Raw genomic sequence first — 19,954 nt, 5'->3', positions numbered from 1 at the left:
TTTGATTTCATCTTTAGAGCGCTGCCGCGCCCGAAAGCAAGCGGACTTGCGGTGCGATCGCACGAAGGCTAGCGCGCGCCTCCATGGAGAATTTCGCCGCCCCCGCACGCCCCATCGTCGCCCGGATGCTTGCCGATGCCGCCGCCGCGCCGGATCGTGCCGTGGCGTTCCAGGGCGCACCGGGCGCGAATTCGCACGTCGCGGTGCGCGAGGCTTTCCCCGATGCCCTGCCGCTCCCCTGCTTTTCGTTCGACGACGCGATCGATGCGGTGAAGGAAGGCCGGGCCGATCGCGCGATGATTCCGATCGAGAATTCCCTGCACGGGCGCGTCGCCGACATTCATTTTCTTCTCCCCGAATCCGGCCTGTCGATCATCGGCGAGCATTTCCTGGCCATCCGCCACACGCTGATGGGCATCGGCGGGATCGACGGCATCCGCGAGGCGATGAGCCATCCCCAGGCGCTCGGCCAATGCCGCCACTGGCTGAAGGCGCACGGCATCGCACAGGTCGCCTATCCCGATACGGCCGGCGCCGCGGCGATGGTGGCAGAGCTGGGCGATCCCAAGGTCGCCGCGCTCGCACCGGCCCATGCGGCCGAGCTGTACGGGCTCAACGTGCTGGCCAGCGACATTGCCGATGCGGCGCACAACATGACGCGCTTCGTGGTGCTCTCGCGCGACGCGCCGGGAATCACCGGCGAGGGTCCGTTCATGACGTCGCTGATCTTCGAGGTGAAGAACATCCCCGCCGCGCTCTACAAGGCGCTGGGCGGGTTCGCGACCAATGGCGTCAACATGACCAAGCTGGAAAGCTATCAGCGCGAGGCGAGCTTCTCGGCGACCGAGTTCTATGCCGATATCGTCGGCAGCCCCGAGGACGCGGGCGTGATACGCGCGCTGGAAGAACTGGGGTTCCACTCGAAATGGGTGCGGCTGCTGGGGACCTATCCGCAGGCCAGGGCGCGGCCCTGAGATCCACCCCGCCTTCGCGGGATGACGCCTATGTTGGACATAGGCGATAGCAGCGCCTTCGCGGGAGAGGATTGCGGCGGAGCCTACACCCCCTCGGCCCAGGCCTTTAGCAGCGTATAGGCGATCGCATATCCCGGCGGCGCGAGGAACGGCGCCCCCGGATCGCGCGCCAGTGCCTGCCGCACCTGCGCGCGATCGAACCAGGCCGCATGTTCCAGCTCGTGCGCGTCGATCGAGATTTCCTCGCCGAGCGCCTCACCGATGCACGCGATCATCAGCTGCGACGGGAAGGGCCAGGGCTGGCTCGCGACATAGCGCACCGCCCCCACCCGTACGCCCGATTCCTCCAGCGTCTCGCGGCGCACCGCGTCCTCGATGCTCTCGCCCACCTCCAGGAAGCCGGCGAGCGCCGAATAGCGGCCCGGCGGCCAGCTTGGCTGGCGGCCGAGCAGCACCCGGTCGCCACGCTCGGCGAGCATGATCACCACCGGGTCGACCCGCGGATAATGCTCGGTCGCGCAATGGGGGCAGAGCCGTCCCCAGCCGGCGCGGAAGATGTTCGTCGGCGTGCCGCAGCGCGAACAGAAGCCGTTGCGGGCGTGCCAGTCGATCAGGCTGCGCGCCGCCGCATAATTGGCGGCATCCTCCGCCCGGAACGCGTCGAGGATCGCGGAGAGCTCGGGCGGACGGCCCGGGGGCAGCGGGGCTCCGGGCGGCAGCGTCTGCACGAAGCGCGGCTCGCCCTCCAGGAAGCCGAGGAACAACAGCGGTTCGCTCGCGGCATCAAGGCCGGTCCAGACCAGCCGCCCCGCCTCGTCCAGCTGCGGCACCAGCCCGTCCATCACCAGCAGCCGCGCGCGCGGATCGGCGAGCGCGGCCGCCAGCAATTCGGGTTCGTGGCGGACGCGATCGTCTCGGTCCAGCGTGCCGCCGGTAAAGCCGGGCGCGATCACCTGGCGAGATCGGCGTAGACGGCGGCGCGCATCGGCACTTTCAGGTTCAGCTCGGCAAGCAGGATGTTGACCATCATCGTCGCGCGCACCTGGTTCTTGGGATCGACCCAGGCGAAGGTGCCCGCCGCGCCCGACCAGCCGAACGTGCCCTTGCCCGCGCCGCCGGGCTGATCGGCGAGGAACACCGATCCGCCGGCGCCGAAGCCCATCGGCACGGCGGTGTCGCGCGCCATCACCGCCAGCATCGTCTTGTCGACGCCCGCAGGCAGAAGATCCGACATGGCGAGCGCCGCCGTCTCGGGCTTCAGGATGCGCACGCCGTCGAGCGTGCCGCCATTCTGCAGCATGTGGAGGAAGCGATCATAGTCGCGCGCCGACATGGCCAGGCCGGCCCCGCCATAGGGGAAGCTCGGCTTCTTGAGATAGACGGACGTGGCGCCCGGATCGATCGGGAAGCGGTTCGCGCCCGCCACTGCATATTCGGTGGCGAGACGGCCCGCTTCGTCGGCCGGCACCGTCCAATAGCTGGAGGTCATCTTCAGCGGCTGGAGGATGCGGGTGTTGACGAAGCTGTCGAACGGCACGCCGCTCGCCACTTCGATGACGCGGCCGAGTATGTCGAGGCTGATCGAATAGCTGAACTTGGCGCCCGGCTCGGCGATCAGCGGCAGGGTGGCGGTGCGGTTGGCGAATTCCTCGAGCGTCGCCGGACGCGCCGGCCGCGCCGTCGCTTCGAACGAATCGCTCACCTGCGCGGGATTGATGCCGAGGCGATTATATTCGTTGAGCAACGGGCCCTTGGTGATGATGTTGTAGCCGAGCCCCGCCGTGTGCGTCAGCAGGTTGCGGACGGTGATCGGGCGGGTCGCGGGGCGGCTGGTCAGATCCTTGGTGGGATCCACCAGCACCTTCATGTCCTTGAAGGCGGGGATGAAGTCGCTGATCGGCTGGTCGAGCTTGAGCTTGCCTTCCTCGATCAGGATCATCGCGGCGATGCCGGTGATCGGCTTGGTCATCGAATAGACGCGCCACAAGGTATCGGCGTTGACCTTGGGCGCGCTCGGCTCTTCGGCCATGCGGCCCTCGGCCACCACCGTCATCGGCCCCTGGCCCTTGGCATAGGTGACGACGATGCCCGGCACCTTGCCCGAAGCGACGGTCTGCCGGGCGAAGCTGTCGACCGCGCTCGGCGCCGTCTGGGCCTGCACGATCGGAGCCTGCAGCAGCGCGAGCGCCCCGATGAGTCCAAATGTCCGCTTGCCCGTCATCGCAATCTCCGTATCGCCTTTGCCGCCTTGGCGAAAACCGTGGGCAGACCCGCCGACTCGATGTCGCCGATCGGCCACCACTCGCCGGGGGGTGCGACTGCATGGCGGCTGATTGTTGCAGTCGCAAGCGCGACCTCGAGCTCGAAATGCGTGAAGCCGTGACGCACCGTTTCGCCCACCATCCGCCAGTCGGCGGGCAGGGGCGCATCCACAAGGCCCGGCGGCGATTCGACCCAGGGACCCGTGGGCAGCGCGCGCATGCCGCCGAGCAGGCCCTTGTCCGGGCGACGGACGATCAGCACCTGCCCTTCCCGCTCCAGCCAGAACATCGTGCCGTGGCGCTGCGGCTTGGGTGCCTTCTTCGCCTTGACGGGATAGGTCTCCGGATTCCCGGCCGCGCGCGCCGTGCAGCCGAACGCGATCGGGCAAACCAGGCATTTGGGCGCGCGGACCGTGCAGATACCGCTGCCCAGATCCATCATCGCCTGGGCGAAATCGCCGGCGCGGGCATCCGGCGTGATCGTGTCGGTCAGCCGCCGGATCGCGGGGCGCGAGCCCGGCAAGGGCTCTGCGAGCGCGAACAGCCGCGTCACCACCCGCTCGACATTGGCATCGACCACCACCGCCCGCCGGCCAAAGGCAATCGCAGCGATTGCAGCCGCGGTATAGTCGCCGATGCCGGGCAGCGACCGCAGCCCCGCCTCGGTATCGGGCAGGTCGCCCAGCCGCGCCACTTCGCGGGCGCAGGCGAGCAGATTGCGGGCCCGCGCATAATAGCCGAGCCCGGCCCAGGCGGCCATCAGGTCGGCATCCTCGGCCGCGGCCAACGCTTCGAAGCTCGGCCAGCGCGCGGTGAACGTTTCGAAATAGGGGATGACGGTGGCGACCTGCGTCTGCTGGAGCATCACCTCGGAAAGCCAGACCCGATAGGGATCGGTGACATTGGCGCCGGGCGGCGCGCGCCAGGGCAGACGGCGGGCATGGGCGTCGTACCAGGCAAGAAGTGCAGGGGCGATCGATTCAGGAACATTGTCGGGCACGCCCCGCCTATGGCATGGGGGAGCCACAATGACGAAGCCCCCCCGTGCCACCACCCGCCAGCCACGCCCCGAGCCGCAGCGCTCGAACCGCGTGCGCGCGGTGTCCGAGCTGCTGCCGGACGTGGGCGGCGCCGCCTTTCGCAAGTTCGGCTTCGTCCAGTCCGCCATCGTCAGCCGCTGGGGCGAGATTGTCGGCGATCGCTATGCTCGCGTCTCGGCTCCAGAATCGATTCGCTTCCCGCGCGGCAAACGCGAGGCGGGCGTGCTGGCACTCACGGTTTCAGGCGCCTTCGCGCCGATGATGCAGCATATCGCACCCGAGATCATCGAGCGGGTAAACCGCTTTTTCGGCTATCCCGCCGTCGCCAAGCTGGCGATTCGCCACGGCGATCTGCGCCCGGCCCCCAAGCCCGCGCCGCCACCCAGCCTGAAGCCCCTGTCCCAGGCAATGGGCGACAGCCTGCGCGGCATCGCCGATCCGGAACTGCGCGCGGTACTTGAATCGCTCGCCGCCGGCGTGGCGGCGCAGGACGAAGCCCCCGGATTTGGCCGGATCGATTGAGATGATGCAGCGATTCCTTCTTCTGATGCTCGCGCTCGTGCCGCTGTTCGCGCTCGGCGCCGCCCCCGCACCGCAGCCCAACTGGATCGCTACCGTCGCGGCCACGCCCGAAGGTGGGTACCGCCAGGGCAATCCGAACGCTCCGGTCAAGCTGATCGAATATGGATCGCGCACCTGCCCGACCTGCTATCAGTTCGCCGAACAGGGCGTGCAGCCGCTGCGCGACCAATATATCGCGACCGGCAAGGTGAGCTATGAGTATCGCGACTTTCTGGTGCACGGCGCGCCCGATTTCGCCCTTGCGCTGCTGAACCAGTGCGTGCCGGTGCAGCGCTTCTTCCCGGTGCTCGACGCGATCTATGCCAACCAGCCCGAATTCGAGAAGCGGATGATCGCGCTGGAAAAGACATCGCCCGACAAGATCAAGGCGTGGCAGAAACTGCCGCCGGGCCAGATGGCGACGCGCTTCGCCGAAGCGCTGGGCATGATCGCCTTCATGCAGCGCCACGGCGTTCCCGAAGCGCGTGCCCGCCAGTGCCTTGCCGATCCCAAGGCCGGCGCCCGCATCGCCAAGACCTATGCCGATGGCGCCAAGGTTCACGGTGTCGACGGCACCCCGAGCTTCTTCGTCAACGGCCGGCGCACCCGCGCCTTCAGCTGGCCCTATCTCGAACCCGAACTGCGCGCCGCCGGCGCCTGAGCCGATTACATCCGGAGACTGAATCCCATGCGCTTCGCCCTCGCCCTTCTTCCCTTCCTGGCGCTCGCCGCGTGCAACGGCGGCGATAAAGCCTCTGGCGGTAACGGCAGTGCGGCCGTGCAGACCACCGCTCCCGTCGCCGCCGTGCCCGCGCCGGCCGGCAAGCAATGGGCCGATGTGGTGGAGAAGACGGCCGACAATGGCTTCCGCCAGGGCAACCCCAACGCGCCGATCAAGCTGGTGGAATATGGCTCGCGCATGTGCCCCTTCTGCGCGCAGTTCGGCACCACCGGTGTGGAGCCGCTGCGCGAGAAATATGTCTCAACCGGCCGGGTCAGCTATGAATATCGCGATTTCCTGATCCACGGCGCGCCCGATCTGGCGCTGGCGCTGCTCAACCAGTGCGTGCCCACCGACGCCTTCTTCCCGATGCTCGATCAGATCTATGCCGGCCAGGAAGGTTTCGAACAGAAGATCATGAGCCTGCAGCAGACCAATCCGCAGATCCTCGACCAGATCCAGCGCATGTCTCCGCCCCAGGCGGCGGCCGGCTTCGCCCAGGCGCTCGGCATGGTCGATTTCATGAAGCAGCACGGCCTGCCCGAGGCCCAAGCCAAGGCGTGCCTGGCCGATCAGAAGAAGATCGAGGAGATCGCCAAGGTCAATGCCGATGGCGCCAATGTGCACGGCGTGAACTCCACCCCCACCTTCTTCATCAACGGCACCAAGACCGACGTGAACACCTGGGCCGATCTGGAGCCGCTGCTCCAGAAGGCCGGCGCGCGCTGATCGCGCGCGCCTGACTCCATGCAGATCAAAAGGCTGCGGCTGACGGGCTTCAAGAGCTTCGTCGACCCAGCCGATCTGCGGATCGAACCGGGGCTGACGGGCATCGTCGGCCCCAATGGCTGCGGCAAATCCAACCTGCTCGAAGCGCTGCGCTGGGTAATGGGCGAGACCAGCGCCAAATCCATGCGCGGCGCCGGTATGGAAGACGTGATCTTCGCCGGCACCGCCACCCGGCCAGCGCGCGACTTCGCCGAAGTGGCGATCGTAGCCGATCTGCCGGACGCGCAGGACGAGCTGGAGATCATCCGCCGCATCGAACGCGGTGCCGGATCCGCCTATCGCATCAACGGCCGCGACGTGCGTGCCAAGGATGTGTCGCTCGCCTTCGCCGATGCCGCCACCGGCGCGCATTCGCCCGCGCTCGTCAGTCAGGGGCGGATCGGGGCGATCATCGCCGCAAAGCCCGGCGAGCGCCGCGCGATGCTGGAGGAAGCGGCAGGGATCGCCGGCCTGCACGTTCGCCGCCGCGATGCCGAACAGAAGCTGCGGGCGACCGAAACCAACCTCACCCGCCTCGACGAACTGATCGGCGAGCAGGAACAGCGCGCCGCCGCGCTGAAGCGCCAGGCACGGCAGGCAGAACGCTATCGCGCGCTGTCCGATCGCATCCGGGTGGCCGAAGGGCGGATGATCTTCGCCCGCTGGCGTGACGCGGCGATGGCGGCAGATGCGGCCCGCAGCGAAGCGGCGGAGGCGGACGCGCTGGTCGCCGATCGCAGCACCGCACAGCTTGCCGCCGAAGCCGCACAACATGCAGCGGCAGAGGCGGTGACGACGCTTCGCGCCGAGGCGCTGCGGCTTCGCGATGCCGCCAGCGATGCCCAGCACCGGCTGCAGACGCTGCGCAGCGCTCGCCACGGCGTCGAACGGCGGATTGCCGAGCTGGCGGAGGCAAGCCGGCGACTGGAGACCGACCGATCGCGCGAAGCCGCCCTCGCGCGCGACGCCGCCGAGGCGATCGAACGGCTGACCGCCGAACAGGCGGCGCTGGAAACGCGGATCGCCGAGACGGGAGCGCGCGTGCCGCTGCTCGACACGGCGCTGGCCGATACCGAACGGGCCGCCCGCGATGCCGAGGTCGCGCTGTCGCAGGCGCTGGCGCAGCAGGCGAGCGAAGCGGCCGAGGTGCGCGTCGCCGATGCCGCGCTTTCCGCCGCGCGCGGCCGGGTGGACCGCAGCCAGCGCGACCAGGCGCGGATCGAGGCGGAAGTCCGCACCCTCGGCGATGCCGCACCGCTCCACGCCGAACGGCAACGGGCACATGCAGCACGGGCGGACGCCCAGCACCAAGCCGAATCGGCGCGCGATGCCCTCACCCGCGCCGATGCCGAGGAACGCGCCGCGATCGAGGCGCGCAACGGCGCACAGGCGGCGCGGGCGGCGGCGCATGCCGAGCTCGCCCAGATCGACAGCGAAGCGACCGCGCTCGCCAAGGCGACCAAGCCCGCGGGCAAGGATCGGCTGCTCGACCGGGTGACCGTCGCTGCCGGCTATGAGCGTGCGCTCGCCGCCGCCCTGGGGGACGATCTCGAGGCCGGGCTGGATGCGAGCGCCGAGCGCCATTGGGGCGATGCCGAGTCGCTGGCAGGCGATCCCGCCCCACCCGCCGACACCACTCCGCTGTCGCAACACGTCACCGCCCCCGCCCAGCTCGCGCGGCGCCTGGCACAGGTGCTGGTGTGCGAGGCCGATACCGGGCAGCCGCTCGCCGCAGGGCAGCGGCTGGTGACGCGAGAGGGGGTACTGCGCCGCTGGGACGGCTATCGCGCGCGCTCGGGCGGGGCTGCCGCGGCGGAGCGGCTGGAGCGGGTCAACCGGCTCGCCGCGCTCGAACGGGCGCGCCCGGCGGCGCAGGCGGCGCTCGAAGCGGCGGCGGCAGAGCTCAGCCGGATCGAAGCCCGCATCGCCGATGCGCGCCGCAGCGCCGCCGAGAATCGCCAGCGGCTCGACCAGGCCGATCTCGCCGCGCGGGAAGCGTCGCGCGCCGAGGATCGCGCCGCGAACCAGATCGAACGACTGGAGGCGCAGCGGGCCGATCTCGACATCCGCCGCCGCCGCATCGCCGCCGAAGCGGAGGACGCCGGCGCCGAGTTCGGCCGTGCCGAAGCGGCCAAGGCGGCGCTGCCCGATGGCGCGGAAACGCGGGCGAAGGTGGCGGCGCATTCCCGCGACGCCGACGCGGCACGCGCTGCGGTGGCGAGCGCGCGCGCCGAGCGTGCGAGCCTCGACCGCGACCTCGCCCAGGCACGCGAGCGGCTCGCCGCCGCTGGGGCGGAAGCGAGGAGCTGGGGGGCGCGCGCCGCCGACGCTACCCGGCGCACGGCCGAAATGGACGCGCGCGCCGCTACGCTGGCGCAGGAACGCGAGGCGATCGCCACCCGCCCTGCGCAGATCGCGGCGCAGCTTGCCGAAGCCGAAGCCGCCGACGCGGCGATGAAGCGCGACTCGGCCGCCGCGCAGACCGCCGAGCGCGACGCCGAAGCCGCGCTGCGTATCGCCGAGGCGGCGCTGCGCAAGGCGAGCGAGTTGCTGTCGGAGGCCCGGGAGCGCCGTGCCGGGGCCGCCGCCCGCGCCGAAAGCCAGGATCTGCGCCGGGTGGAAATGGGCCGCGTTTCCGGCGAGCGTTTCGAATGTCCGCCGCCGCTGCTGCCGCCGCGCCTCGGCTTCGATGCGGAAAGCGTCGGCAGCCCGCAGGAGGAGGCGAGCGCGCATGAGAAGCTATCGGTCGAGCGCGAGCGGCTGGGGCCCGTGAACCTGGTCGCCGAAGCCGAACTGGCGGAACTGGAAACCGCGTTTGGCACCAACGCGCGCGAACGCGACGAGCTGGTCCAGGCGGTTCATCGGCTGCGCGGATCGATCGGCACGCTCAATCGCGAGGGGCGCCAGCGCCTGCTCGCCGCCTTCGAGGCGGTGGACGGCCATTTCCGCACGCTGTTCACCACGCTGTTCAATGGCGGTCAGGCCCATCTGGCGCTGATCGATTCGGACGATCCGCTGGAGGCGGGGCTAGAGATCCTGGCGCAGCCGCCGGGCAAGAAGCTGCAATCGCTGACGCTGCTGTCCGGCGGCGAGCAGGCGTTGACGGCCGTGGCGCTGATCTTCGCGCTGTTCCTCACCAAGCCCTCGCCGATCTGCGTGCTCGACGAAGTGGATGCGCCGCTGGACGACGCCAATGTCGATCGCTTCTGCGATCTGCTGGAACGGATGACACGCGAAACCCGCACGCGGTACCTGATCGTCACCCACAATGCAGCGACGATGGCGCGGATGCACCGCCTGTTCGGGGTGACGATGGTCGAGCGCGGGGTCAGCCGGCTGGTGTCGGTCGACTTGGGCGGCGCGACGAGCTTGCTGGCGGCGGAATAGCCGCGCTCAGCGGAAGTTGGAGACGCTCGGCTCGCCCTGCAGCGCGGCGGCGACCAGCAGGCTGTCCTCCAGCTGCACGCGGTTGCGCAGACGGGGCAGCATCGCGCGGGTCGCCTGGACGAAGCCGTCGCGATCGGCAGCGATCTGCTCCGGCGTCCACTGCACCAGATAGTCCCGCCAGTTGCACTTGAGCCGTTCGAACTCGTCGCGAACCTGGTCCACCTTGCCGCGCGAGATGCCCGGCTGGGCCGAAAGGGCAAGCGTGTAGATGGTGGCGTCTTCGCGATCGAGGTGATCGGCAACCGCGTGGAGCAGATGATCGAGCGCGACGGACAGCGCCTGCGGTTCCGCCGGGCCTTCGATAAGACCCGAAAGCCGCCGTGCCAGGACATCGATCGTCTCATGATCGCGCCGCAGATCGGCTATCGTCGTATTGGCCATCATCGCCATCCTCCTGTCCGCAGTGGGTTGCGATCCTACAGCTACGATACCTGACACATACGTAGTGGCAATTTCATAAAAGTTAAACACACCGGCGTGCGGAAGCAAAAAAGGGGCCCGGCAGTGCCGGACCCCTTCATTTCTTGCGCGAAACGCCTGTGATCAGTCGCGATCACCGGTCAGGAACGCCGGCAGGCCGATGTCACCGCCATCGTCCTTGGCTTCGCTGCGCTCGCTGCGCGGCTTGTCCCCACGGTCCCGGCGGGGGCCACGCTCACTGCGCTCGCCGCCACGGCCGCCCTCGCGACGGCGGTCGCCGCCGCGGTCGCCGCGGTCACCACGATCGCCGCGCGGTTCGCGCGGTTCGCGGGCCGGACGCGAGTCTTCCAGCTCGGCGCCGGTCTCCTGGTCGACGACGCGCATCGACAGGCGCACCTTGCCGCGCGGATCGATCTCCAGCACCTTGACCTTGACTTCCTGGCCTTCCTTCAGAACGTCCGCGACCTTTTCGACGCGCTCGTTCTTGATCTCGGAGACGTGAACCAAGCCGTCCTTGCCGCCCATGAAGTTCACGAACGCGCCGAAATCGACGAGATTGACGACCTTGCCGTCGTAGATCTTGCCGACTTCCGGTTCCTCGACCAGGCCCTTGATCCACTTGACCGCGGCTTCGATCTGCGCCGGATCCGACGAGCTGACCTTGATCACGCCCTCGTCGTCGATATCGACCTTGGCGCCGGTGGTAGCGACGATCTCGCGGATCACCTTGCCGCCGGTGCCGATCACTTCGCGGATCTTCGACTTGTCGATCGTGAAGGTCTCGATGCGCGGTGCATGCGCGGAGAGCTCGGCGCGGACTTCGCCCAGCGCCTTGTTCATCTCGCCCAGGATGTGCGCGCGACCGGCCTTGGCCTGGTTGAGCGCCGCCTCGAAGATCTCCTTGGTGATGCCGGCGATCTTGATGTCCATCTGCATCGTGGTGATGCCCTCGGACGTGCCGGCGACCTTGAAGTCCATGTCGCCCAGGTGATCTTCATCGCCCAGGATGTCGGACAGGATCGCATAGTCCTTGCCCTCGAGGATCAGGCCCATGGCGATGCCCGAGACCGGACGCTTGATCGGCACGCCGGCGTCCATCATCGCGAGGCTGCCGCCGCACACCGACGCCATCGACGACGAGCCGTTCGACTCGGTGATGTCGCTGGTCAGGCGGATCGTGTAGGGGAAGTCCTCCTTCGACGGCAGCACCGGGTGCAGCGCGCGCCATGCCAGCTTGCCATGGCCGACTTCACGACGGCCCGGCGCGCCGAAGCGGCCCACTTCGCCGACCGAATAGGGCGGGAAGTTATAGTGCAGCATGAAGTTCTGGTAGCTGAGGCCGTTCAGGCCATCGATCATCTGCTCGGCGTCCTTGGTGCCGAGGGTGCAGGTAGCGATGGTCTGGGTCTCGCCGCGGGTGAACAGCGCCGAGCCGTGTGCACGCGGCAGGAAGTGCGTCTCCGCCTCGATCGGACGGATCTGCGTGGTGGTGCGGCCGTCGATGCGCTTGCCGTCCTTGAGGATGGCGGTGCGGACGATTTCGGCTTCCAGCTTCTTGGTCAGCTTGATGCCGGCCATGACTTCCTGCGGGCTCAGGCCGTCCTCGGTGAACTGCGCCTTCGCCTTGGCACGCGCCTCGTTGAGCGCGTTCGAGCGGGCCGACTTGTCGGTCAGCTTGTAGGCGGCGGCAATGTCCTTGCCGATCAGCTTCTTCAGCTTGTCCTTGATCTTGGCGTTGTCGTCCGACGACGCCATTTCCCAGGGATCCTTGGCGGCCTGCTCGGCCAGCTTGACGATCGCCTTGACGATTTCGCGGCAGGCATCGTGCGCGAACAGCACGGCGCCGAGCATGACCTCTTCCGAAAGCTCCTTGGCTTCGGATTCGACCATCATCACCGCGTCATAGGTGGCGGCGACGACGAGATCGAGCTCGCCTTCGGCAACCTGCGCGTCGGTCGGGTTCAGGATGTACTCGCCGTTGATGTAGCCGACGCGGGCAGCGCCGATCGGGCCCATGAAGGGCACGCCCGAGAGCGTGAGCGCTGCCGAGGCGGCGATCATCGCGAGGATGTCGGGCTCGTTCTCGCCGTCATAGCTCAGCACCTGAGCGATGGCGTTGATCTCGTTGTAGAAGCCTTCCGGGAACAGCGGGCGGATCGGGCGGTCGATGAGGCGGGAGACCAGCGTCTCCTTCTCGGTGGCGCCGCGCTCGCGCTTGAAGAAGCCACCCGGGATGCGACCGGCGGCCGAGAATTTTTCCTGATAGTGGACGGTCAGCGGGAAGAAATCCTGGCCTTCCTTCACCGACTTGGCAGCCGTGACGGCGCACAGCACCACGGTCTCGCCGAGGGTCGCGATCACCGCGCCGTCGGCCTGGCGGGCAACCTTGCCCGTTTCGAGAGTCAGCGTCTTACCGCCCCACTCGATCGATACAGTCTTCTTGTCGAACATGTCGTTTCCTTCACTCCCCGGTGCCAATCACGCGGGGGGCCTATGCGTGAGCCGTATGTGGCTCGTGGGACCGACCGTATTGCCGGGTCCCCCGTTTCGATCCCGACGCCATTCGCCGGGGATCACCGATGCAGTATCGCACCGGAATGACAAAAAGGCGACCCGAAGGTCGCCTTTCCGTGTTACTTGCGAAGACCGAGCTTCGCGATGAGATCTGCGTAGCGCGCCTGGTCCTTCTTCTTCAGATAGTCCAGCAGGCTGCGGCGCTTGTTGACCAGCATCAGCAGACCGCGGCGCGAGTGATTGTCCTTCGCGTGGGTCTTGAAGTGCTCGGTGAGGTTGGCGATGCGCTCCGAGAGGATCGCGACCTGCACTTCGGGGCTGCCGGTGTCACCCTCGTTGCGAGCGTGTTCCTTGACGAGCGCTTCCTTGCGCTCCTGCGTGATCGACATGCATTTTTTCCTTCGACATCGAAGCTACAGGTTGAAGCCGCGTACGACCCGGATGCTTCCGGCTTCCGCCTCTACCAGCGCGACGGGTATGTCCCCGAGCAGCGCGAAATACAGGCCATCGTCCTTGGCAATCCCGACCAAGACCCGCCCCTGGCGGAGCAGCCCTGCCTGATCGGGGGTGAGGGAAAGAGCCGGGATGTCGTCCAGCCCCGCCCTCAGCGGCAGGCAAATGTCTTCAAGGCGCCGCTCCTTAGCGGCATCCGCCAAAGAGTCCAGCGAAATCGCTTGATCCAGGGTAAAGGGCCCAGCCTTGATCCGACGGAGATAGGTGACGTGGCCGACGGTGCCAAGGGCGTGGGCGATATCGCGGGCGAGGCTGCGAATGTAGGTGCCCTTGGAGACATGGGCGCGGAGGGTGGCGAACTGCGCGCCATCCCCGTTCTGCCAAGATAGATACTGCAGATCGTGGATCGTGATCCGACGAGTCGCCAATGTAACTTCCTGACCCGATCGCGCGAGGTCATAAGCCCGCTCGCCATTGACCTTCAGTGCGGAATAGGCGGGCGGCAGTTGGTCGATCTCGCCTAAAAACTGCCCGAGAACGTCCTCGACGTCCGCGCCGTCGACGAACGCCTCGGACGTCGCAATCACCTTCCCCTCGGCATCGAGCGTATCCGTCTCCACGCCGAACCGGATGGTGAAATCATACACCTTGTCGCTGTCGAGCATGCGGCCCGCGAGCTTGGTCGCTTCGCCGAGCGCGATCGGCAGCACGCCGCTCGCCAACGGATCGAGCGTGCCGCCATGGCCCACCTTCACCTTGGCATAGCCGCCTTCGCGCAGCGCGCGTTTCACCGCGCTCACCCCCTGGGTAGAACCAAGGCCCAGAGGTTTGTCTAAAAGGATCCAGCCGTGCATCGCCGCGCCATAGGTGCGCTTGGGCGCCGGCGCAAACCACGACAAAATTGCAACAGGTGGAAGGGAACCGTGGTCACGAACCACGGCCTCACTTGATGGCGATGACGTTTTCGCTACAGGCCCGCGAAAAATCGGTGACACCAGCGAACAACAAGCGCGACGTCATACGGGAGAGGATGCCCCATCATTGCACGGGGACTCGATTCCGCCATGACTATGCATTCTTTCCTGCGCACCCTGCTGCTCGCCAGTGCCGCGCTCGCGACACCATCGGCGCTGGCCGCCACGCATAACGAAACGCCCGGCCCGGTGCAGGGCGCGCAGCCCGACGAGACCGCGCAGCAGACCGGCGAGATCGTCGTCACCGCGCAGCGCCGTACCGAGGCCGCCAAGGACGTGCCCGTCGCTGTCACCGCGATCAGCGGCGAGAAGCTCGATGTGCTCAATTCCTCGGGCCTCGACATCCGCTTCCTCGCGGCGCGCACGCCCAGCCTGCAGATCGAAAGCTCGTTCGGCCGCACCTTCCCGCGCTTCTACATCCGCGGCCTCGGCAACACCGATTTCGATCCCAACGCCGCCCAGCCGGTGTCGGTGGTGTACGACAATGTCGCGCTCGAAAACCCGATGCTGAAGGCTTTCCCGGCGTTCGACCTCGCCCGCGTTGAAGTCTTGCGCGGCCCGCAGGGCACGCTGTTCGGCCGCAACACGCCAGCCGGCGTGGTGAAGCTCGAATCGCAGCGCCCTACCGACCAGTATGAAGCCAAGGGCAGCGTCAGCTGGGCGACCTACAACACGGTCAACGCCGATCTCGCGCTCAACGCCCCCCTCGGCGGCGGCTTCAGCCTGCGCGTCTCGGGTCTCGTCCAGCGCCGCGACAACTGGGTGGTGAACGAAAGCACCAGCAGCCTCAACGTCGCCAGCCGCAAGCTGGAAGGCTATACCGATCGCGCCGGCCGCGTGCAGCTCGCCTATGCCAATGGCGACTTCAACGCGCTGCTCAACGTGCATGGCCGCGACCTGGAAGGCAGCCCGCGTGTGTTCCGCGCCGGCCTGTTCCAGCGCGGTTCGAATCATTTCTCGGCGGGCTTCGATCCGGAGCGGGTCAAGCTCGATGGCTATACCAGCCAGTGGCTGGAGCAATGGGGCAGCAGCCTGCAGCTCGACTATCATTTCGACGGGATCGGCACGCTCTACTCGATCACCGCTTACGAACGCGCCAAGGTGCAGAGCACCGGCGATGTGGACGGCGGCGACAACTATGTGTTCCCAGCGCTGGGGCTGAACAACGCACTGTTCCCGTCAAACACCGGTGGCATCACCAGCCCGAAGGAGTTCAGCCAGGAACTGCGCTTCGCAACCGACCAGTTCGGCGCGTTCCGCGGCCAGGCCGGCATCTACTATTTCGACCAGAATCTCGACTATAGCGAATACGGATATAATCTGGGCGGCGGGCCGCAGACCCAGAATATCGGCCATGTGAACGTCAACGAAAATTACGGCGTGTTCGCATCGGGCGAGTTCAAGGCGACGGATGCGCTCACGCTGCGCGCGGGCATTCGCTATTCGCATGACCGCAAGAACGACGTGATCACCGGCTTCGGTCCGTTGACTCCCGGCCTTACGCTGCCGCTGCAGACTAAGGTGACCGGCGAGGCCGTGACCTGGGACGCCAGCGCCACCTATGCGCTGACGCCCGACGTCAACGTCTATGCGCGGTTCGCCACCGGCTATCTCGGCCCGGCGATCCAGGACCGCGTGACCTTCGGCTCGGTGCCGACCACCGCGGGCAAGCAATTCACCAAGTCCGCCGAAGCGGGCGTCAAGGGCGCGCTTCCCGCCCATGGGCTGAACTATGCGCTGACCGGCTACTGGTTCCGCACCGACGATCTGCAGCTGACCGCGGTGGGCGGCGCGAGCAACGCCAACCAGCTGCTCTCGGCCGATCACGTCAACGGCTATGGCGTCGAGGCGGAGTTCAGCTATCGCCCGGTGCGCGGCCTCGATCTCACCGCCAGCGGCAGCTACAACTTCACCCAGATCCGCGATCCCGATCTGGTCGTGGCGGCGTGCGGTTCGCTGTGCACGATGACCGACCCGACCTTCACCGTCGGCACCAGCACCTTCGCCCGGATCAACGGCAACCGCCTGCCCCAGGCGCCGCGCTTCGTGCTGAACGCGACCGCCCGCTACGGCGTGCCGCTGGCCAATGGCGGCGAGGTCTATGCCTATACCGACTGGGCCTATCGCAGCTCGATCAACTACTTCCTCTACGAAGCCCGCGAGTTCCGCGGGCGCGCGCTGGTCGAAGGTGGCCTGCGCGTCGGTTATCGCGCGCCGCAGGGCTATGAGGTGGCGGTGTTCGCCCGCAACATCCTCAACCAGATCCGCGCGGTGAGCGCGATCGACTTCAACAACCTGACCGGCATGATCAACGAGCCGCGCATCATCGGCGGCGAGATCCGGTTCCACTTCTGAGGCACGCACGGGGGACATCCTCCGGGCGCTTCATAGCGGGAGGGCGTCGTGGGGAGACCCGCGGCGCCCTTTCCGCATCAGCCGATCGCGCCGCGCCGCTCGACGAAATGGCGGCGGCAAAGCGCGACATAGCGATCGTTGCCGCCGATCTCGCGCTGCTCACCCTCGCGCACCGCCCGCCCTTCGGCATCGACGCGCAGGTTCATCGTCGCCTTTCGCCCGCATTCACACACCGACTTGATCTCGACGAGCGAGTCCGCGAGCGCCAGAAGTTCCGCCGCACCTTCGAACAGCACCCCGCGGAAATCGGTCCGCAGACCATAGCAGAGCACGGGCACTTCATCCTCGTCGCACACGGCGGCGAGCTGGCGCACCTGCCCGGCGGAGAGGAACTGGGCCTCGTCCACCAGCACGCACGCAAGCGGCGCGGCGAAATGCACATCCTGGACGATCGCGCGCAGGTCGGTCTGCGCTTCGAAGGGCACGGCATCGGCGTGGATGCCGAGGCGCGAATCGATCACCCCATGGCCACCGCGATTATGGACCCCGGCGGTGAACAGCAGCGTGCGCATGCCGCGTTCGCGATAGTTGAAATCGGCCTGCAGCAGCGTGGTCGATTTGCCGGCGTTCATCGACGCGTAGTAGAAATAGAGCTTGGCCATCGGCGCATCACACCAAAAGGGCGGCCAATGTCCAGTGCGCGCTTCGGCGCGGCGGCCTCAGTCCTGCTCGCCCTCGCTCAAGTCGCGCGCCACGTTCGGCGCGCGGAGCAGCTGGTCGATATGGCTGCCTTCGTCGAAGCTCTCGTCCGCCAGGAACTTTAGCTTCGCCGCGTACTTCATCTTCACCCGGTGGGCGACTTCGCGCTGGAGGAAGGCGGTATTGGTGCGCAGCGCCTTGAGCACCGCGTCTTCCTCCTTGCCGAGCAGCGGCTTCACGAACACCGTCGCGTGGCGCAGGTCCGGCGACATGCGCACTTCCGTCACCGAGACCATATGCTTCGCCAGCACCTCGTCATGCACGTCGCCGCGCTGGAGGATCTCGCTGAGGATATGGCGCACCTGTTCGCCCACGCGCAGCACGCGGACGGAGCGGGTTTCATCGGTGTCGTTCTGGCGCATCTTGTGATTCTGACCGGTTTTCGCTATTTGTTACGGACTGCAGTCGATTCCTGTGCAATCGATCACTTCCTGAGCCCGGGTGTTCCAGCGCCCGGGCTCAAATCCTGTTGGGCCCCCGGCGTTCCAGCACCGGGAGCCCGCACTGGGTTCCTTGCGGCTCAGCTCAATCAGCTTCACCACCAGCCCGAGCAGCGCGACGATAAACATCGCTACGCCCAGAACCAGAACTGCCGTCGAATCTTGTGCCAATAAGACCACCTCCTTCCCGGCCGCAGGTGCAGTCGGGAAGGAAGCGTATCACAGGTCAGGCCGTCGAGGAACAAAAGGTGTACATCGATAGCCTTGGCCCCTTACAGCGTACGTTCGCGCAGCTCGACTTCGTAGGTTTCGAGATAGTCGCCGGCCTTGATGTCCACAAAGTTCTGCGTGAACGTCACGCCGCATTCGAGGCCCGCGCGCACTTCGGCGACATCGTCCTTGAACCTGCGCAGCGATGCAATCTCGCCGGTGTAGATGATGACGTCGTTGCGCGTGATGCGTGCCTTGAGCGCCTTGCGGATGAAGCCGTCGACGACCAGCAGACCGGCGGCCTTGCCGTGCTTGCCCGCCGAGAAGACTTCCTTGATCTCGGCGCGGCCGACGACCGTTTCGAAGGCTTCCGGACCCAGCTCGCCCGCCATGCCGGCGCGGATCTCGTCGGTCAGGTCATAGATGACGTCATAGTATTTGAGCGCCACCTTGTTGCGATCGGCGATCTCGCGCGCCTTGGCATTGGCACGGACGTTGAAGCCGATGATCGGCGCACCGCTGGCCGCTGCCAGCGAAACGTCGCTCTCGGTGATGCCGCCCACGCCCGAGTGCAGGATGCGCACGCGGATGTCGTCGTTGCCCAGCTTGCTGAGCGCACCCACGATCGCCTCGGTCGAACCCTGCGTGTCGGCCTTGACCACCACCGGATATTCGATCGCCTGCTTGTCCTTGAGCGCGGAGAACATGCTCTCCAGGCTTGCCGGTGCCTGCGTCGTCCGCTTCTGGAGCAGCACGCCCTGGCGATATTCGGCGACCTCGCGGGCACGCGCCTCGCTCTCGACCACCTGCAGCGGATCGCCCGCCGACGGCACGCCCGAGATGCCGAGCACCTCGACCGGCATCGCCGGACCGGCTTCCTTGATCTGCCGACCCTTGTCGTCGATCATCGCACGAACCTTGCCGCTTTCCGCGCCGACGACGAACACGTCGCCCACGCGCAGCGTACCGCGGTTGACGAGGATCGTCGCGACCGGGCCGCGACCCTTGTCGAGCTTCGCCTCGATCACGGTGCCTTCGGCCTCGCGATCGGGGTTGGCGCGCAGTTCGAGCAGTTCGGCCTGGAGCTGGATCTTCTCGATCAGCTCGTCGAGACCGATCTTCTTCAGCGCCGAGACTTCGACGTTCTGGACGTCGCCGCCCATTTCCTCGACCACCACTTCATGCTCGAGCAGACGCTCGCGCACCTTTTGCGGATTGGCGCTGTCGAGGTCGACCTTGTTGATCGCCACGATCATCGGCACGCCGGCCGCCTTGGTGTGATTGATGGCTTCGATCGTCTGCGGCATCAGCCCGTCGTTCGCCGCCACCACCAGCACGACGATGTCGGTGACATTGGCACCGCGTGCGCGCATTTCGGTGAAGGCCTCGTGGCCCGGCGTGTCGAGGAAGGTGATCTTCGACTTGTCCTTCAGCGTGACCTGATAGGCGCCGATATGCTGGGTGATGCCGCCGGCTTCGCCCTTCACCACGTCGGTGCCGCGAAGGGCGTCGAGCAGCGAGGTCTTGCCGTGATCGACATGGCCCATGATCGTCACTACCGGCGGACGCGGCTGGAGCATCTCCTCCGGATCGCCTTCGGTATCGATCTGCAGGTCGATGTCGCTTTCGCTTACGCGCTGCACATTGTGGCCGAATTCGGTGACGAGCAGTTCGGCGGTATCCTGGTCGATCGACTGATTGACCGTAACCATCATACCCATCTTGAACAGGGCCTTCACCAGGTCCGCACCCTTTTCGGCCATGCGGTTGGCGAGTTCCTGCACGGTGATCGCCTCCGGCACCACCACGTCGCGGACCTGCTTGATCTGCGGTTCGCGCGGGCCGCCATAGGAGCGGCGATGCTCCTTCTCACGCGCGCGCTTCAGCGCCGCGAGGCTGCGTGCACGCGCACCATCGTCGCCGCCCAGGGCGCGTGTGACGGTGAGCTTGCCCGACTGGCGGCGATCGTCGCCCTTGCGGTCGCGCGAAGGCTTGGCCGGATCGGCACCCGGGCGGCGCGGCGCGGCGCCGGCCGGTGCCGGGCGCGGTGCACCACC

16 protein-coding genes are annotated in these 19,954 nt (G+C 67.2%); 6 read left to right on the top strand and 10 right to left on the bottom strand.

The features are described from left to right. Positions 1 to 83 precede the first annotated feature (83 nt). Positions 84 to 974, top strand: a complete 891-nt coding sequence (locus B215_RS0103860; protein WP_019368308.1) for a prephenate dehydratase — start codon at positions 84 to 86, stop codon at positions 972 to 974. Positions 975 to 1,057: 83 nt separating this feature from the next. Here B215_RS0103860 and nudC read toward each other — a convergent pair whose 3' ends face one another. From nudC to B215_RS0103845, 3 genes are read right to left on the bottom strand one after another with little or no spacing between them, the layout of a single operon-like run. After that, positions 1,058 to 1,927: an NAD(+) diphosphatase gene (nudC, locus tag B215_RS0103855; protein ID WP_019368307.1), complete on the bottom strand. Its 870-nt coding sequence runs from the start codon at positions 1,925 to 1,927 to the stop codon at positions 1,058 to 1,060. After that, a complete protein-coding gene (locus B215_RS0103850; protein WP_019368306.1) occupies positions 1,924 to 3,195 on the bottom strand; it encodes a serine hydrolase domain-containing protein in 1,272 nt (423 codons plus the stop codon). The genes nudC and B215_RS0103850 overlap by 4 nt, the downstream gene beginning before the upstream one ends. Then, positions 3,192 to 4,235, bottom strand: a complete 1,044-nt coding sequence (locus tag B215_RS0103845) for an A/G-specific adenine glycosylase (protein ID WP_019368305.1) — start codon at positions 4,233 to 4,235, stop codon at positions 3,192 to 3,194. The genes B215_RS0103850 and B215_RS0103845 overlap by 4 nt, the downstream gene beginning before the upstream one ends. 28 nt (positions 4,236 to 4,263) lie before the next feature. Here B215_RS0103845 and B215_RS0103840 point away from each other — a divergent pair, with 28 nt between their 5' ends. From B215_RS0103840 to smc, 4 genes are read left to right on the top strand one after another with little or no spacing between them, the layout of a single operon-like run. Continuing rightward, entirely contained in the window at positions 4,264 to 4,797 is a 534-nt protein-coding gene (locus B215_RS0103840; RefSeq protein ID WP_019368304.1) for a DUF721 domain-containing protein, read from the top strand. Between the two features lie 25 nt (positions 4,798 to 4,822). Continuing rightward, on the top strand, positions 4,823 to 5,497 hold the full coding sequence (locus tag B215_RS0103835; RefSeq protein WP_236704392.1) for a DsbA family protein: 675 nt from the start codon (positions 4,823 to 4,825) through the stop codon (positions 5,495 to 5,497). A gap of 27 nt (positions 5,498 to 5,524) precedes the next feature. Beyond that, positions 5,525 to 6,286: a thioredoxin domain-containing protein gene (locus B215_RS0103830; protein WP_019368302.1), complete on the top strand. Its 762-nt coding sequence runs from the start codon at positions 5,525 to 5,527 to the stop codon at positions 6,284 to 6,286. An 18-nt stretch (positions 6,287 to 6,304) separates the two neighbouring features. Beyond that, positions 6,305 to 9,712: a chromosome segregation protein SMC gene (gene smc, locus B215_RS0103825; protein WP_019368301.1), complete on the top strand. Its 3,408-nt coding sequence runs from the start codon at positions 6,305 to 6,307 to the stop codon at positions 9,710 to 9,712. A gap of 6 nt (positions 9,713 to 9,718) precedes the next feature. Here smc and B215_RS0103820 read toward each other — a convergent pair whose 3' ends face one another. From B215_RS0103820 to truB, 4 genes are all read right to left on the bottom strand, one after another. Further along, positions 9,719 to 10,156, bottom strand: coding sequence for a hemerythrin domain-containing protein (locus tag B215_RS0103820; protein ID WP_152997727.1), 438 nt, complete (start codon positions 10,154 to 10,156; stop codon positions 9,719 to 9,721). A 159-nt stretch (positions 10,157 to 10,315) separates the two neighbouring features. Beyond that, a complete protein-coding gene (gene pnp / locus B215_RS0103815; protein WP_019368299.1) occupies positions 10,316 to 12,643 on the bottom strand; it encodes a polyribonucleotide nucleotidyltransferase in 2,328 nt (775 codons plus the stop codon). Positions 12,644 to 12,825: 182 nt separating this feature from the next. After that, positions 12,826 to 13,095: a 30S ribosomal protein S15 gene (gene rpsO, locus B215_RS0103810; protein ID WP_010544825.1), complete on the bottom strand. Its 270-nt coding sequence runs from the start codon at positions 13,093 to 13,095 to the stop codon at positions 12,826 to 12,828. A gap of 24 nt (positions 13,096 to 13,119) precedes the next feature. After that, positions 13,120 to 14,013 (bottom strand): tRNA pseudouridine(55) synthase TruB, encoded by an 894-nt coding sequence (gene truB / locus B215_RS0103805; protein WP_026008911.1) that lies wholly within the window; start codon positions 14,011 to 14,013, stop codon positions 13,120 to 13,122. Between the two features lie 216 nt (positions 14,014 to 14,229). On the opposite strand from truB, the gene B215_RS0103800 reads away from it, so the two are divergent. Continuing rightward, positions 14,230 to 16,488, top strand: coding sequence for a TonB-dependent receptor (locus B215_RS0103800; RefSeq protein ID WP_019368297.1), 2,259 nt, complete (start codon positions 14,230 to 14,232; stop codon positions 16,486 to 16,488). Between the two features lie 77 nt (positions 16,489 to 16,565). Here B215_RS0103800 and B215_RS0103795 read toward each other — a convergent pair whose 3' ends face one another. The 3 genes from B215_RS0103795 to infB all read right to left on the bottom strand — a co-directional run. Further along, on the bottom strand, positions 16,566 to 17,150 hold the full coding sequence (locus B215_RS0103795; RefSeq protein ID WP_019368296.1) for a thymidine kinase: 585 nt from the start codon (positions 17,148 to 17,150) through the stop codon (positions 16,566 to 16,568). 57 nt (positions 17,151 to 17,207) lie between these two features. Continuing rightward, positions 17,208 to 17,609: a 30S ribosome-binding factor RbfA gene (gene rbfA, locus B215_RS0103790; protein ID WP_019368295.1), complete on the bottom strand. Its 402-nt coding sequence runs from the start codon at positions 17,607 to 17,609 to the stop codon at positions 17,208 to 17,210. A 350-nt stretch (positions 17,610 to 17,959) separates the two neighbouring features. Then, a partial coding sequence (infB, locus tag B215_RS0103780) for a translation initiation factor IF-2 (RefSeq protein WP_019368293.1) occupies positions 17,960 to 19,954 on the bottom strand: 1,995 nt, incomplete at its 5' end.

The sequence above is a fragment of the Sphingomonas sp. ATCC 31555 genome (assembly GCF_000282895.1).
Lineage (GTDB): Bacteria > Pseudomonadota > Alphaproteobacteria > Sphingomonadales > Sphingomonadaceae > Sphingomonas.
Note: the sequence above shows the minus strand (reverse complement) of the source record. Positions and strands in the feature narration are given on the sequence as shown.